11 protein-coding genes and 1 tRNA gene are annotated in these 13,700 nt (G+C 51.4%); 9 read left to right on the top strand and 3 right to left on the bottom strand.

Annotation, left to right across the window (positions count from 1 at the left end; translation table 11 throughout):
- Nucleotides 1-96: 96 nt before the first annotated feature.
- Nucleotides 97-765: a 7-cyano-7-deazaguanine/7-aminomethyl-7-deazaguanine transporter gene (locus ACFIOZ_RS11230; protein ID WP_386077536.1), complete on the top strand. Its 669-nt coding sequence runs from the start codon at nt 97-99 to the stop codon at nt 763-765.
- A gap of 41 nt (nt 766-806) precedes the next feature.
- On the top strand, nt 807-1,610 hold the full coding sequence (locus ACFIOZ_RS11225) for an alpha/beta fold hydrolase (protein WP_386077534.1): 804 nt from the start codon (nt 807-809) through the stop codon (nt 1,608-1,610).
- 40 nt (nt 1,611-1,650) lie between these two features.
- Here ACFIOZ_RS11225 and ACFIOZ_RS11220 read toward each other — a convergent pair whose 3' ends face one another.
- Both ACFIOZ_RS11220 and ACFIOZ_RS11215 read right to left on the bottom strand, forming a co-directional pair.
- Nucleotides 1,651-3,048 (bottom strand): 3'-5' exonuclease family protein, encoded by a 1,398-nt coding sequence (locus tag ACFIOZ_RS11220; protein ID WP_386077531.1) that lies wholly within the window; start codon nt 3,046-3,048, stop codon nt 1,651-1,653.
- A gap of 40 nt (nt 3,049-3,088) precedes the next feature.
- On the bottom strand, nt 3,089-4,276 hold the full coding sequence (locus tag ACFIOZ_RS11215) for an ABC transporter substrate-binding protein (RefSeq protein ID WP_386077528.1): 1,188 nt from the start codon (nt 4,274-4,276) through the stop codon (nt 3,089-3,091).
- 152 nt (nt 4,277-4,428) lie between these two features.
- Between ACFIOZ_RS11215 and ACFIOZ_RS11210 the strand changes: the two genes are divergently transcribed.
- Together ACFIOZ_RS11210 and ACFIOZ_RS11205 are read left to right on the top strand one after the other, a co-directional pair.
- The gene (locus ACFIOZ_RS11210) at nt 4,429-6,135 is read left to right on the top strand and encodes a potassium/proton antiporter (protein WP_386077525.1); all 1,707 of its coding nucleotides are present in this window, start codon (nt 4,429-4,431) and stop codon (nt 6,133-6,135) included.
- Between the two features lie 49 nt (nt 6,136-6,184).
- Nucleotides 6,185-6,275 (top strand) — tRNA-Ser (locus ACFIOZ_RS11205).
- A 365-nt stretch (nt 6,276-6,640) separates the two neighbouring features.
- Here ACFIOZ_RS11205 and ACFIOZ_RS11200 read toward each other — a convergent pair.
- Nucleotides 6,641-7,381 carry a hypothetical protein gene (locus ACFIOZ_RS11200; RefSeq protein WP_386077523.1) on the bottom strand — a complete coding sequence of 247 codons (741 nt, stop codon included), beginning with the start codon at nt 7,379-7,381 and terminating at the stop codon, nt 6,641-6,643.
- 204 nt (nt 7,382-7,585) lie between these two features.
- Between ACFIOZ_RS11200 and ACFIOZ_RS11195 the strand changes: the two genes are divergently transcribed.
- From ACFIOZ_RS11195 to ACFIOZ_RS11175, 5 genes are all read left to right on the top strand, one after another.
- Nucleotides 7,586-9,244, top strand: coding sequence for a MarR family transcriptional regulator (locus tag ACFIOZ_RS11195; RefSeq protein WP_386077520.1), 1,659 nt, complete (start codon nt 7,586-7,588; stop codon nt 9,242-9,244).
- An 81-nt stretch (nt 9,245-9,325) separates the two neighbouring features.
- On the top strand, nt 9,326-9,523 hold the full coding sequence (locus tag ACFIOZ_RS11190; RefSeq protein WP_386077517.1) for a helix-turn-helix transcriptional regulator: 198 nt from the start codon (nt 9,326-9,328) through the stop codon (nt 9,521-9,523).
- Between the two features lie 306 nt (nt 9,524-9,829).
- Complete coding sequence (locus ACFIOZ_RS11185) at nt 9,830-10,489, top strand: inovirus Gp2 family protein (RefSeq protein WP_386077514.1); 660 nt, start codon at nt 9,830-9,832, stop codon at nt 10,487-10,489.
- A 168-nt stretch (nt 10,490-10,657) separates the two neighbouring features.
- Nucleotides 10,658-12,400: a type I restriction-modification system subunit M gene (locus ACFIOZ_RS11180; protein WP_386077511.1), complete on the top strand. Its 1,743-nt coding sequence runs from the start codon at nt 10,658-10,660 to the stop codon at nt 12,398-12,400.
- The gene (locus tag ACFIOZ_RS11175) at nt 12,393-13,682 is read left to right on the top strand and encodes a restriction endonuclease subunit S (protein ID WP_386077508.1); all 1,290 of its coding nucleotides are present in this window, start codon (nt 12,393-12,395) and stop codon (nt 13,680-13,682) included. The genes ACFIOZ_RS11180 and ACFIOZ_RS11175 overlap by 8 nt, the downstream gene beginning before the upstream one ends.
- The last annotated feature ends 18 nt before the right edge of the window (nt 13,683-13,700 follow it).

Genomic DNA, 13,700 nt, shown 5'->3' with positions numbered 1-13,700 from the left:
CCCGACTTTTAATAGCTCGCAGAAGCCGTATAATGCGCGCTTACTACCCCGAGGGTTCCCTAACCCCTCTTCGCTATTAAAAAAAGGTCTACCCGCATGTTTGCATTGAGTGAGACTCAGCACCGCCGTTGCCTAATGGTGATGGTGGCTTTTCATATCGGCATTATTGCCGCCAGTAATTATCTCGTTCAGCTACCGTTTACGCTGTTTGGCTTTCATACCACCTGGGGCGCATTTAGCTTCCCGTTTATCTTTCTGGCCACCGACCTGACGGTACGTCTGTTTGGTAAAGGGCCGGCGCGATCAATTATTCTGCGCGTGATGCTCCCCGCGTTGCTGGTCTCCTATGTGGTATCGGTGGTGTTTCCCCGCGGCAGCTTTGCCGGGATTGAGGCACTTTCGGAGTGGAATCTGTTTGTCGCCCGTATCGCCCTGGCTAGCTTCCTGGCCTATGTGATCGGCCAGTTGTTAGATGTCCAGGTGTTTGACCGCTTGCGTCAGTGGGCATGGTGGGTCGCCCCCGTTTGCTCAACGGTGCTGGGCAATCTGGCCGATACCTTTGCATTCTTCTCGGTAGCGTTCTATAACAGCCCAGATCCGTTTATGGCCGCTCATTGGATAGAGATCGCCGCCGTTGACTATGCGATTAAGCTCGCCATCAGCCTGCTGTTTTTCCTACCGCTGTATGGCTTGCTACTTGCCTGGTTGACTCGCCGCTTGGTGGTTTGGACAGATCAAGTAGATGCTGCACCCCGCACGGCGTAACCGTGTAAACACCACAGACACCGCAAGGCTTAGGAGCTAGCATGACTGACGCTGCCACCGTTGATCTCCATTTTATCGATATGCCCGCCGAAGAAGCCGCCGCAGATGCTGTCCCGCTGGTAGTGATTCATGGCCTGCTGGGCAGTGCCGATAATTGGCGATCGCACTTGAAAGTGTGGCAGCGCAGCCGCCGGGTGATTGCGCTGGATCTGCGTAACCATGGCCGCTCGCCCCATGCAGAGGGAATGCGTTACACCACCATGGCGGATGATGTGATAGCGCTGTTGGATAAGCTTTCGATTGAGCGTGCTCACGTGCTGGGCCACTCCATGGGCGGCAAAGTGGCGATCAGTCTGGCGCGCTTGGCGCCTGAGCGGGTGGCGTCGCTGATTGTGGCGGATATTGCCCCGGTGGCTTATGACCACGGCCATGACGATGTCTTCGCCGCGCTAGAGAGTGTGCGGGAGGGGCAGCCCAAAAACCGCCGTGAAGCGGACGACCTGCTGGCCGAGCATGTGGACTTCCGGCCCACGCGGCTGTTTTTGGCCACGAACCTCGTCCGTAACGATGATAACGTGATGGCACTACGGGTAGGCTTAGATCAGATTAAGCGTGGCTATAGCGACATTATTGACGTGCCGGATGGTGAGCAGCCCTACGACGGTGCGACGCTAGTGCTGCGCGGCGGCGATTCCCACTACGTGGCTGACGATATGATTCCCGCGCTGCGCGAAGTATTGCCCCGCGCCCGGGTGGTAACGCTTAAAAATGCCGGCCACTGGCTACACGCCGACCAGCCAGACGCCTTTCAGCAGGCGGTTATGGCATTCTTGGACGCCCAGTAGATGCGTTTGGAGTAGGCGAAGAGCAAGCCGTGCGGTGTTTTCAGAGTGGCGTAATCGTCAAGCCGTGCTGCTCCGGGTAGCGTAAGAAGCGGTTCAAAATTCGGTAGCTATCCACATCGAAACTTGCCGACGTTTCCGCCAGAGTTTGTGCTTTGTTAAGGCTTGATGCACTGCCCAGGTAACACCATTGGCGGACAACATGCCAGGCGGGGGCTGCACTGCCCGCTGGCTGTTCTTCAATTGCAATACTGCCTGGCCAGGGCCACACATTGACCTGAAGCTGTTTGAGCGCTGCCTTTGCCCGCTGGGTATGTGCAGCTATTGACTCCTGACCATTGCACGCTCCAAGGCACTTGCCCACCTGGTTGGCAAAACAGCGCCCCTTACCTTTTTCAAGCCCTAGTACCCGAGGGCAGAGCTGTTGCTCCTCGGCAATCCCACGCAGCGCGCTCTTGGCCTCTCGGGCATTACGAAACAACCCATACAGCGTGCCACCTTGTGGCCGGTTCAGCGGCTGGCTCAGGGCGCTCCCACTGAGTAACTCAGGATGGTCGGCTTCCTCGGCCCAGTGCCAGGTCGTTAACTTACGCTGCTTGCGTAGTTGGCGGTTCATAATCGGCATTAACGTTTTCACCAGCTGCGCTTCACGCAACTGGGCGCCTAAATCTCCAGCAGTCTCTTCCCACTCGATGTGCTGCACCTGTTGGGCGAGGCGCATCTCTTTATCGTCATGGTGGTCGCGCTGAAAATGCCCCAGCACACGGCTGCGCAGATTGATGCTTTTGCCCACGTAGAGTGGCAGCCGGTTATGGCCGTAAAACAGATAAACGCCGGGGCAGGCAGGCAAACCCTCCAACTGGGCGCTATCCAGATGGGCGGGCAGTGTGCGGTGGCGGCGCTCATCCCCCAGTAGGCGCTGCCACGCTTCATCGCTGTGCTCAACTTGCCACGCTTGCCAGAGTGACCACAGCGCCTCTACGTCGTCTCCAGCACGGTGTTGGCGGATGGAGGTGATGGCGTAGCGACTCAGCAGTGCTTTCAGGTTGTGCTGGCGCTCTTGAGGCGCTATCCGGCGTGATAAGCGTAGCGTGCATAGCAATGACGCGCGGTATTCCTGCCCGGCGCGCTTAAATTCGTTGCGCAGAAAGCCATAGTCAAAGCGCGCATTGTGGGCCACTAGCTGACCGTCACCTAACCACTCCCGAAATGATTCGGCTATCTGTGTGAAGCGGGGCGCATCCACCAGCATGTCATCACGAATCCCCGTCAGTTGGGTAATCTGCGCGGGCACTTTGCACTCTGGATTTATTAAGCTTGTCCAGCGATCCACTAGCTCGCCGTTGACGACTTTAAGGGCGGCTATTTCAGTAATCCTATCCCGAGTCGTCCGGGTGCCGGTGGTCTCAACGTCTATAAAGATTAAAGCTGTTTCGCTCATGGGCCGCCATGTTCGTGGATAAAGAGCTATCAATACGTGGTTATAAAGAGTGGGGATCTACCGCTAAGCGCGTGACGGGAAGTGTCGCGTCGGTAAGGCCCATTTGATTTAAAAAGGTTTCAAAACCAGCGTAGCGGCGGCTATCTAATGCGGCGGGGCTCAGCGCCATACGGCGGAGGATATCCTCCCAGGCATTGGCGTTAATGTCATTGTCGAGTACAGGGTGCGCGCTAATCAGTTGCTCCCAGGCAGCGGTAGGGTTGTCGATAATCCAGTGGCTCGCCTGCTCAAGGGCGAGCACGAACCGGGACCAGGTATCGGCGCGGCGCGCGAGCGTATCGCTATTGGCCAGCACTACTAGGCCATCGCTACGGGGAATGTCTAACTCATTGAAGCGAATGACGTGGGTGTTAATGCCTTCCGTCGCCAACTGCTGGGGGAGGTAGTGGTAAAAACCATCGGCAACGGCGTCAATCTGGCCTTCACGCATTGCACGTATTGGATCAAAATGCAGGTTGACTGGCGGGTCGAAATCATCGGTTTGCTGCACAGAGCGGGGTATTAAACGCGGAATGCTCAGGTCGCGGCCTTCACCGGTGGTATAACCGTAATGTAACCCAGCCAGGGTACTCTCTGTTTCCGTCTGCGCTTGTCCCGCCACGATAACCGCTGATAACGATGTCTCAATCAGTGTTGCGATTCGGGTGATGGGCGCACCGTTATGGACATACAAGTGAAGCAGTGGCTGTCGGGTTAACGCCAAATCGACTTCGCCTGCGGTTAATAGTTTGATGGCAATGGAGGGGTCGGCCGGTGATTGAATATCTACCTCAAGCCCTTGAGCTGCATACAGCCCCCGCTCCTTGGCAATCACCAAAGCGGCATGTTGTGGACTCAAGTACCAATCCAGCATAAGCGTTATGTGCTTAACCGGCGGCGGCTCTAGAGGTGGGGCAGGGGTCTGCGCCATGGTGGGCACTTCTTCGACACTTTCGCTGTCAATGGGTCGCAAAAATGCTTCTGGCACCTCGACGTCACTGTCCAGCGTCAGCGGCGTGCTTTCTGGAGAGCTTTCTCCATCTTGCAGGGATTCTTCTTCTAGAGGGCTTTCTTCTTTTGCGCTTTCTTCGCTCTCTTCATTTGCGTAAATAACTGAATTAGAAAACAGTAAGGTAATGATGATACTCAACAGAATAGGGTGCCAACAGCGTGAGAGGCAACGCAACATAGTCAGTAACTCCAGAGGTCGTAACGGCGAAGTGTAGCCGCCCAGGAAAGCTTCTGACCAGCCCCTTGAGCATAAGAGGGCGCTGAGAAGAGACAGTAAATTCAACGTTTACATGCAATAATAGCGCTGTATTGATGTAGAGATGGAGAGTCATGGACGCAATTTATATGTTCTTTTTGGTAGGCGGTTCGCTAATGGCCCTCAGTATTCTGGCCAGCCGTTTATCGTCGATGATGGGTGTGCCGCTACTGCTGATCTTCCTTGGGCTAGGCATGCTGGCAGGTGAGGAGGGCGTGCTGGGCGTTGTATTTGACGACTACTCCATGGCCTTTGCCATTGGCCACCTCGCGCTGGCCATGATTTTGTTGGATGGTGGCTTACGCACCCGCCTCAAGACCTTCCGGGTGGGGTTTAAGCCTGCGCTCTCGCTTGCGACCTTCGGTGTTTTTATCACCAGTGCCATTGTTGGCATTATCGCCATGTGGATTTTTGAACTAACGATAGTGCAGGGCCTGCTGGTCGGCGCGATCGTAGGTTCAACGGATGCTGCCGCGGTTTTCTCCATGCTTAGCGGTCGCGGCGTTAATCTCAACGAGCGGGTAGGGGCGACGCTGGAGATTGAGTCGGGCACCAACGACCCGATGGCGATTTTCCTGACCTTGATGCTGGTTGAACTGCTTGTCGGTGATATTGGCGGGCCTGTTGAAACCTTCCTGTTCTTTATGTCCCAGTTTGGCATTGGTTTGATTGTCGGTCTGGGAGGCGGTTGGCTGAGTGCCAAGCTGCTGCGCTGGCTTGATTTAGCCCCGGGCCTTTACGCCATGCTGGCGTTGGCGCTAGGGTTCAGCGTGTTCGGTTTAACCAGCGTACTGGGCGGCAGCGGCTTCTTAGCGATTTACCTTGCTGGGTTGATGATTGGTAACCAGCCAGGGCGCCACCTCAACTTTATTTTGCCTGTTCACGATGGCTTGGCGTGGCTAAGTCAAATCGGCCTGTTCCTGGTGCTTGGCCTGCTGGTTACGCCCAGTGAGCTGTGGGACGTAGCACTGCCCGCGGGTTTAGTAGCGCTGGCGCTTATCTTTATCGCCCGCCCGCTGGCCGTGCTGATCACTATCAAGCCGTTCTTTAAGTTTCGCTGGCGGGAAACCTTCTTTATCGCCTGGGTAGGCTTAAGAGGGGCGGTACCTATCGTACTGGCTATTTTCCCGGTTATCGGTGGGGTCGAAAACGCGTCGCTCTACTTTAACGTTGCCTTCGCTGTGGTCTTGATGTCGTTGCTGATCCAGGGCGGCTCGCTGACACTGATGGCCAAGTGGCTGAAGGTGGAAGTGCCTGTGGGTACCGTACCTAACCGACGCGGCCCGCTGGGCATATTGCCGGAAAACGACTTTGAGCTGTTTGTGTACGGTGTCGAAAACCAGGATTTAGAGGACGTGCCCATCCGGCTGCTGCGTTTTCCGTCAGGGGCGCTTATTTCGGCGCTGTTCCGCGACCACACCATGCTGCACCCCAAGGGCAGCACACGCTTAAAGCTGGGCGATGTGATTTGTGTGATCGGCCGCTCAGAGGACTTGTACGCCCTTAACAGACTCTTCAATGGCGATGCCAAGCTCAAACAGGAGCGCGCCTTCTTCGGTACCTTTACCCTGGATGGCAGCGCGCAAATGCAGGATATCGCCCAAGCCTATGGCTTAACGCTCAGCCCTGGCGAGCAGAACATGACACTGGCGGAGTTTATTGCCCTGCGCGTGGGTGGCCACCCAGTCATTGGGGACGACGTGGATTGGCACGGCATCCATTGGGTAGTCAGCGACATGGAAGGCGGGAAGATTACCCGCGTCGGGTTACGTTTGTACTAAAAGGCGTTGACTTCCAAGGAAAAGCTGTTAGTATACGCACCCATAAGCCGGAGGGATGGCAGAGCGGTTGAATGCACCGGTCTTGAAAACCGGCATAGGTTAATAGCCTATCCAGGGTTCGAATCCCTGTCCCTCCGCCAAGTATTACGAATAAGCCGCTGATTTCAGCGGCTTTTTTGTGTCTTAGATTTAGTCGGCCCCCCAATCAGTCCCCCAATTAAATGTTTAACATTGCGATAAATTTCTTGCTAGAAATATTTTTATATTTGGTGCTACGTCAGTGCAAGAGGTGCATGTAGAGCTTTTGCCACAACTCACAGCTTTGCAAATAGGTAATGACAAGGGAAGGAAAGCGTTTTTAGCTAGCGTAATCATTCATTGCAGTTAAGGGGGAAAGAAATTCCAGGCTAGTTTTAATCAATGAGAGCATTTCTCTTGGCGTAGACTATGACCTAGCAGAACGCACCATGAGCGCTGGAAGGCACTAACTGTAGGCGATTAGGCTTCACAGTAAGCCGGTATCTGATTCTTCAATACCATTTATTATTGCCTGTTCTCGCATCCGCATGCGAAGAGTAGGGAAAGCATAACAGTTTAACGATTTAAGCTTGCTAGTATTCAACTCTGCATTGGAGAGACGTTTTTCTACCAGGTCGTGATATGTCTGCTTATCATTGCTTTCAAGAGGTGAGTCATCCCACCCTCCCACAAACGCTTCTAGACGACAGCGATAGCTTAATTCCTCTGCCAGGGTATTCATTAAGCTGTTTACCATTGTCATGTAGTCATGCTCTATTTGCTGAGCTTTTTCATGCTGTTTATTCAGTTGGGCTCTCAGTTTTTCTCGATCTCCTCTAGCTTGCGCTGTGTCGCGCTTTTGATCATTAATCGCGTCGTTGATGATTTGACTAAGGGTATTGCCCTGGGATTGCCCATGGTTTTTGGCCAAAGCATTAAGCTTCTTCAAAGACTCTTTTGGCATCTGAAGGGATACTGGATTGCCATGTTTTTTCCGGTGTTGGCGAGTTTGCCAAGCACTTTTCATCTGTCTGCTGGCCTCTCGATACTCTGCATTATCTGGAAGCAAATTTAAGCTCTTAGCCATTTCTTGATAGCCAAATTGATTGTGATTCTTCACTAATTTGAACAGAGAAGAACCGGCAATCGCCTTACGGCCCATGTAAGAAGCGATCCAAGCCAACTGGTCATTATTACTCTTATTTATCCAATCAAACGGCTGTGTCATTAGCGCTAACCAATAATGATGTTGCTTATAAATTGAGTGAGCATCATAGCTGCACTCACATGTAAAAACCAGCTGTCACATTGTAATATCACAATGTGCTGGCACTGTTTAAGCACAATGTAATCAAACAATGTATTGAATTTATTTTTACTAAGTAAGCAAATAGGATTTTAATTATCTTGTGAAACGCCTAAAATACTAGCAATGAATACAACATTGCTGACTTACCAAAACCCTCAATTATCTCCTGAAGCACGATGGTTGGTGATGCAGTGGGCTTTGCTTATCGGCCCTGAAAATAGTGTCGAAAGCTCACTGCAGACACTTTTTGCCCGCCTGGGCTTAACCTATGCGCAGGGTCGTCGTGCTTGGGGGGTACTCACTGGTAAGCAGGGAGATAATCAAGAGCGATTTGTTGATATAGAACGACTGCCACGTCAGGGGCCTGGGAGACCAGGCTCGCGATATCGCTTATCAGCTAAGCTGGTGAAGGCAATTGCAACTACCCCTGCACATGCTTGTGAGCAACATGTTGAAGAAATCAACACACTGGCAAAAACGACACGTTTATCTACCACTGAAGAAAAAGTCGGTTTGATTGAGGGTAGCCGTCTCCGAGCCCATAGTTTGACGCTGCCTAATCGTTGGCTGCTGATGGTGCTATTAGCGCATGCAGACTCCCCAGGCGTCGTTACCTGTTTAAGCGTATCAGCGATGCGCCGCCTAACAGGGATGTCGCGCTATCGCATTACGAGTCAGTTGAAGAAGCTAAGCGACTTGGGCCTCATTACGCATCACGAGCCAGGTCGCTACGCCCCCCATTCCAGTGTTCGAAAGACCTCCATCTACTTGCTTGACCTAGCCCATCCGTTACTGGGTAACGGTGGCAGAGAGTCAGTAAATATTCTATTACCGACCTCAAGCTCTGAGCATAAGAGAACGGAGTTGGTAGATGGCATAGTTGATGCAGCTTTAGCCGCAGGAGTAAGTAGTCTAAAAATCGCGGCATTGCTAGAGGAATATAAAGCTATTGAGGCTGCTAACAGACATGCATCAACCGAGATGGAAGAGGCCACCCTATCTAAAGAGGCTTTAGATAGGGTGGCCAAAGTTTATAAAGCTAAAGTTAAAAAAGCTCAGAACGTATACCACTTTGCTATGGAGTTACTGCCTAGCTCTTACCCCCTAGAAGATGGCATAGAAGCTTTGCTTACGGCTTACGATGCCGATGACGCTGCTTGGCTGTTGACTAGTGTACATGTAGATGCAATGTGGCTGCTCTCATCAGCCTGGACTGAAATGATTGAAGGCGGGGTAGGCCCGAGAGACCCACACCCAGAAATCATCGCGAGTATTGCACGCCGCTTAGGTTCCTTACTTAATGACGTCAAACATGACGATGTTGATAGTGAATTGGATACCGAGGCTGAAGAAAATGCGCACGGCCTCCAGGATAAGGATGAACAAACGCCTAGCGAGATCGAAGTATCTACAACGAATAATCCAGCCTCTTACTCTCATCTTGTTAATTTTTGTTATGCCTTATCCCACCATTTGGCCAAACAGCTTCAATTTGCATTGAGGGGCCATACCTATAAACACGGGGAAATCGATTATGAGGCAATGGATTTTATGTTGATTCCCGTTTGCTCTAACAAGCCTGATCAGCAACACATTTCCATGTTTCAACTGCGTGGTTATGGGGCTGGTGGTCTAAATCTTATACAGGAAGAAACCGCATACACCTCAAATGTATCCGAAGATCTCAAAGCTTATTGGCAAGGCCACTATAACAACTACCTTGCAGCAAAAATTGGCGAGCATAACGATGCCCTTGAGGGCTCTATAACGTCTTCCAGTTAGTAACTATGCAGACGATAGTGCCACTAACCAATTAAAAATACTCAGCTTCCTCATGTCATGAACGAATAACAGGAGTTCGTCATGAGCATGAAACTGATCCGCATCAAAGACGTCATGGATCGTACTGGCTTGGCCAAATCAACGATCTACAAGTACATAAGCCTTGGGCAGTTCCCTCAACCTACTAAACTAGGCACCCGTGCCGTGGCCTGGGTTGAAAGTGAAATCGAGGCTTGGATTAATGACATCATTAAGCGTAGGGATGAAGGGGTTGCTTAATGCTTATTTATTTAGGCAACTCTAATTTAATTAAAGAGTTGATAGTCCAGTACCTTTCACCAGCTCACACCACAGTCCATCTAGGTTGATGATCACTGAATCAGTCTTTTCGACCCTTGTTTAATTATTATTAACTTAAGCATTAACTTAAGCGAAGGGTAAAGAAAGGGTTCTACAGCCCGCTACCTAACCAAGCAACATGATACATCCTTTGAATCCAGCGATAGCTGGAGGATTCATTGTGCTTGTAACCAGAGCCCATGCCTTGTTGGTCATGGGCGATTTCTCATGTCCAGGAGATTCGAAATGACACTACTTCCCCCCACTAACACTAATCTGCACTTAAGCTATGCCCCTTTGTTTAACGCCATGAGCGTACAGGTAGAATCTTTGCCGATGGTGAGTGAATACCTTCAAGCGCTAAACGACACAATGCAAAAGGCGATATGTGAATATCCTCGAGTATTGGCTTTGCGTGTTGATCCAGTAATACCAACCGAGATAAGCGATAGGATGACGCTAGAGGATTATAAAGGCCTGATGTCAAGGTTCATTTCTTCTCTGAAGGCTATTATCAAACACGACCGGCAGCAAAAGCGTCAGAGCGGCTGGGTGCCAGATACCAAAGTGCGCTATGTGTGGTGCTGCGAGGTAGGCAATAATGGTAAACCTCACTATCACTTCTTTTTGCTACTTAACCGCGATGCTTATCACATGCCCGGCAGAGCATGCTCCCCCAATGAAAACCTTATCAGCCGCGTGTCACGCGCTTGGTACAGCGCGCTAGGTATTGCTTGGAATCCTCAAGAGCCATGGGTTCATGTACCAGCCCATCCGTTTTATTGGATCGACCGGGATGATCCAAACAGCTTTCAGGAGGCGTTCTATCGCGCCTCATACCTTTGCAAAGCTGAGACAAAGCATTATGGGCTTGGGGTCAGAGCGTTTGGCACTAGTCGCAACTAAGTGACGCTGTACATCATCCCTAGCTCGCTAGGCCCATCAAGACCAATGGACATGGCTAACTGAGTATCGCTTTGCCCACATGCCCCCACACCGCTAAACTCGGCTCACTATTTTGTGGGGGCGATGTTTCAGCCATGCCCACGGTTACTGCCATACATGGAATCATCAATGAGCCACACCGTTACGCTGCAACAGCTGGAATCCTTCTTATGGGAAGCCGCCGATATTCTGCGCGGCAATATGGATGCGTCCGAATACAAGGATTACATCTTCGGCATGATGTTCTTGAAGCGCCTGTCGGATGCCTTTGAGGAAGCACAGGAATCGGTGGTTGCGTATTACCTCAGCAAAGGCAAAAGCGAAGCCCAGGCGCGTGAGCTGGCCGATGATGAAGACGAATACGACAAAACCTTCTATATCCCGCCTGTCGCCCGCTGGGGTGCCATCAAAGACCTAAAGCACGATATTGGCGCGGAGTTGAACAAGGCCACCGAAGCCATTGAAGAGCACAACGCCACGCTGGAAGGCGTGCTGGTGTCGATCGACTTCAACATCAAGAACAAGCTTTCTGATAAGAAGCTGCGGGATTTGCTCAGCCATTTCAGCCGCTACCGGTTACGCAACCAGGATTTCGAGCGGCCCGACCTACTGGGCACGGCCTATGAATACCTGATCAAGATGTTTGCCGACAGCGCCGGTAAAAAAGGCGGCGAGTTCTATACGCCTTCTGAAGTGGTGCAGCTACTGGTATCACTGCTCAAGCCCCACGCAGGTATGCGCATTTATGACCCTACGGCGGGGTCAGGCGGTATGCTGGTGCAAACCCGCAATCATCTAGCTACCAATGGCGAGAACCCGGCTAACCTATCGCTGTTTGGCCAAGAGATGAACCTTAACACCTGGGCCATCTGCAAGATGAACATGTTCTTGCACGGTGTTTACAGCGCCGATATTCGCAAGGGCGACACGCTAGGCGACCCACAGCACACCCAGGGCGGTGAGTTGATGACCTTCGACCGGGTACTGGCCAACCCGCCGTTCAGCTTGAAGAAGTGGGGCAAGGAAGAAGCCGATAACGACGCCTATGGCCGCTACCCCTACGGCACGCCACCGAAAGATTCCGGTGACTTGGCCTTTGTGCAGCACATGATCGCTAGCCTGAATGCCGAAGGCATGATGGGCGTGGTGATGCCCCATGGTGTGCTGTTCCGAGGGGCCAGTGAAAAAGCTATCCGTCAGGGCATTTTGAATGACGACCTGCTGGAAGCCGTGATTGGCCTGCCACCGGCGCTGTTCTACGGCACCGGCATTCCCGCTAGCCTGCTGATTATCAATAAGCACAAACCAGCCGAACGCAAAGGCAAGGTGCTGTTTATTAACAGCGAGCTGGAATATGAAGAAGGCAAGAACCAAAACAAGCTGCGCCAGCAGGATATTGAAAAGATCGTCAGCACGTTCGATAACTACGCCGAGATCAAGCGCTATTCAAAAGTCGTCATCCTGGCGGACATTGCCGAGAACGACTACAACCTGAACATCCGCCGCTACGCCGATACCAATCCACCACCGGAAATCTTCGATGTGCGTGCCATCCTGCACGGTGGCATTCCCGTACGGGAAGTAGAAAGCGAATATATCCGCGAAGAAATCCTGATGGATTTTGATGTTAGCTGCGTGTTTGATCGCCGCGATGAAGCCTACTTTGATTTCAAACCAGCCATCAATAGCAAAGAGCAGCTACGCGATATCGTCCAGCATGAAGCGCCCGATGCTGAGAACAGCGCCGCTATTATCAGCCAGCTAGAACGCTGGTGGGATAAGTACAAGGTCTCGTTACATGAACTGGATGCTGAAGTAGCCGAAGCCGAGAGCGTGATGAAGGGGTATTTGAAGGAGCTGGGGTATGAGTAATACAGTTCCTTATGGGTGGTCTATTGGCAATCTCACTGATTTCAGCGACGTTAACCCCCGATTGGTACAACGATCAGCGATGAATGCAGATACTCCCGTCTCATTCATTAAAATGGAAGACGTATCAAATAATGCTGTCGTGAGGAATATTCGGACTGCATCGTACGGGCAGGTGTCAAAAGGATTTACCAGTTTCCAAAATGGAGACGTCTTAGTCGCCAAGATAACTCCTTGCTTTGAAAACGGGAAAGGCGGCTTTGTCCAAGGTTTGAGGAATGGGGTGGGCTTCGGCAGCACTGAGTTCCATGTATTGCGAGCAAGAAAAAACTCTAGCCCAAAATTTCTCTATCAATTAACCAATTCCGAAGATTTTCGTCTCAAAGGTGCAGTAAACATGACCGGCTCAGCTGGTCAACGGCGAGTTCCCACGGAATACCTGAAAACGCTAGAGATAGCTTTCCCCCCACTCCCCGAACAGAAAAAAATCGCCGCCATCCTGTCATCCGTCGATGAGGTGATTGAAAAAACACGCGCACAGATCGACAAGCTGAAAAATCTGAAAACCGGCATGATGCAGGAGCTGCTGACCAAGGGGATTGGACCGGGCGGCGTTCCGCATACGGAGTTTAAGGATTCGCCGGTGGGGCATATACCGTCAGAGTGGAATTTATCATCACTTGAAGAGCTTTCATCTTTTATTACCAGTGGCTCCCGTGGGTGGGCGCAATACTACTCGGCAAGTGGGGCTATATTCATTCGGATTGGAAACCTCACTAGAGGACATATAAACCTGAGGTTTGTAGACACTGTGTATGTAAATCCACCCGATTCTGCCGAGGGCAAGAGAACGAAAGTCCAAAGTGGCGATGTTTTGATTTCAATTACAGCTGATCTCGGTGTCATAGGTGTTGTGAATAAGTCTATGGGCGAGGCTTACGTAAACCAGCATATTTCATTGGTACGCCTGATTGAGCCTGAGCTTGCACGCTGGGTTGGCCACTTTCTTGCTTTTGAAAATACCCAAAAGCAATTCATTGCAAACAATGATGCAGGCGCAAAAGCTGGGTTAAATCTAACTGCTATTCGAAAAACCCTCGTTGCTTTGCCCCCCACTGATGAGCGTGTATTAATAGTTGACTCTTTAGATAGTATCGATCAAGCGATTTCGATGAAGCGTGTCAAACTGTTGGAAATACAAGACTTGAAAAAAGCCCTCATGCAAGACCTCCTCACCGGTAAAGTCCGCGTCAAGGTTGATACCCGCGAGCTAGCTGAAGCCTGACTTTCTCCTCTAACTGCC

Origin of the sequence: Vreelandella sp. F11 (assembly GCF_042466685.1) — a bacterium.
GTDB lineage: Bacteria > Pseudomonadota > Gammaproteobacteria > Pseudomonadales > Halomonadaceae > Vreelandella.
This window is presented reverse-complemented; position numbering and strand designations above follow the sequence as displayed.

Excerpts from the sequence above, each read along its gene's own strand:
- ACFIOZ_RS11230 (WP_386077536.1), top strand. The coding sequence starts at position 97 with ATGTTTGCATTGAGTGAGACTCAGCACCGCCGTTGCCTAATGGTGATG.
- ACFIOZ_RS11225 (WP_386077534.1), top strand. The coding sequence starts at position 807 with ATGACTGACGCTGCCACCGTTGATCTCCATTTTATCGATATGCCCGCC.
- ACFIOZ_RS11220 (WP_386077531.1), bottom strand. The coding sequence starts at position 3,048 with ATGAGCGAAACAGCTTTAATCTTTATAGACGTTGAGACCACCGGCACC.
- ACFIOZ_RS11215 (WP_386077528.1), bottom strand. The coding sequence starts at position 4,276 with ATGTTGCGTTGCCTCTCACGCTGTTGGCACCCTATTCTGTTGAGTATC.
- ACFIOZ_RS11210 (WP_386077525.1), top strand. The coding sequence starts at position 4,429 with ATGGACGCAATTTATATGTTCTTTTTGGTAGGCGGTTCGCTAATGGCC.
- ACFIOZ_RS11200 (WP_386077523.1), bottom strand. The coding sequence starts at position 7,381 with ATGACACAGCCGTTTGATTGGATAAATAAGAGTAATAATGACCAGTTG.
- ACFIOZ_RS11195 (WP_386077520.1), top strand. The coding sequence starts at position 7,586 with ATGAATACAACATTGCTGACTTACCAAAACCCTCAATTATCTCCTGAA.
- ACFIOZ_RS11190 (WP_386077517.1), top strand. The coding sequence starts at position 9,326 with ATGAGCATGAAACTGATCCGCATCAAAGACGTCATGGATCGTACTGGC.
- ACFIOZ_RS11185 (WP_386077514.1), top strand. The coding sequence starts at position 9,830 with ATGACACTACTTCCCCCCACTAACACTAATCTGCACTTAAGCTATGCC.
- ACFIOZ_RS11180 (WP_386077511.1), top strand. The coding sequence starts at position 10,658 with ATGAGCCACACCGTTACGCTGCAACAGCTGGAATCCTTCTTATGGGAA.
- ACFIOZ_RS11175 (WP_386077508.1), top strand. The coding sequence starts at position 12,393 with ATGAGTAATACAGTTCCTTATGGGTGGTCTATTGGCAATCTCACTGAT.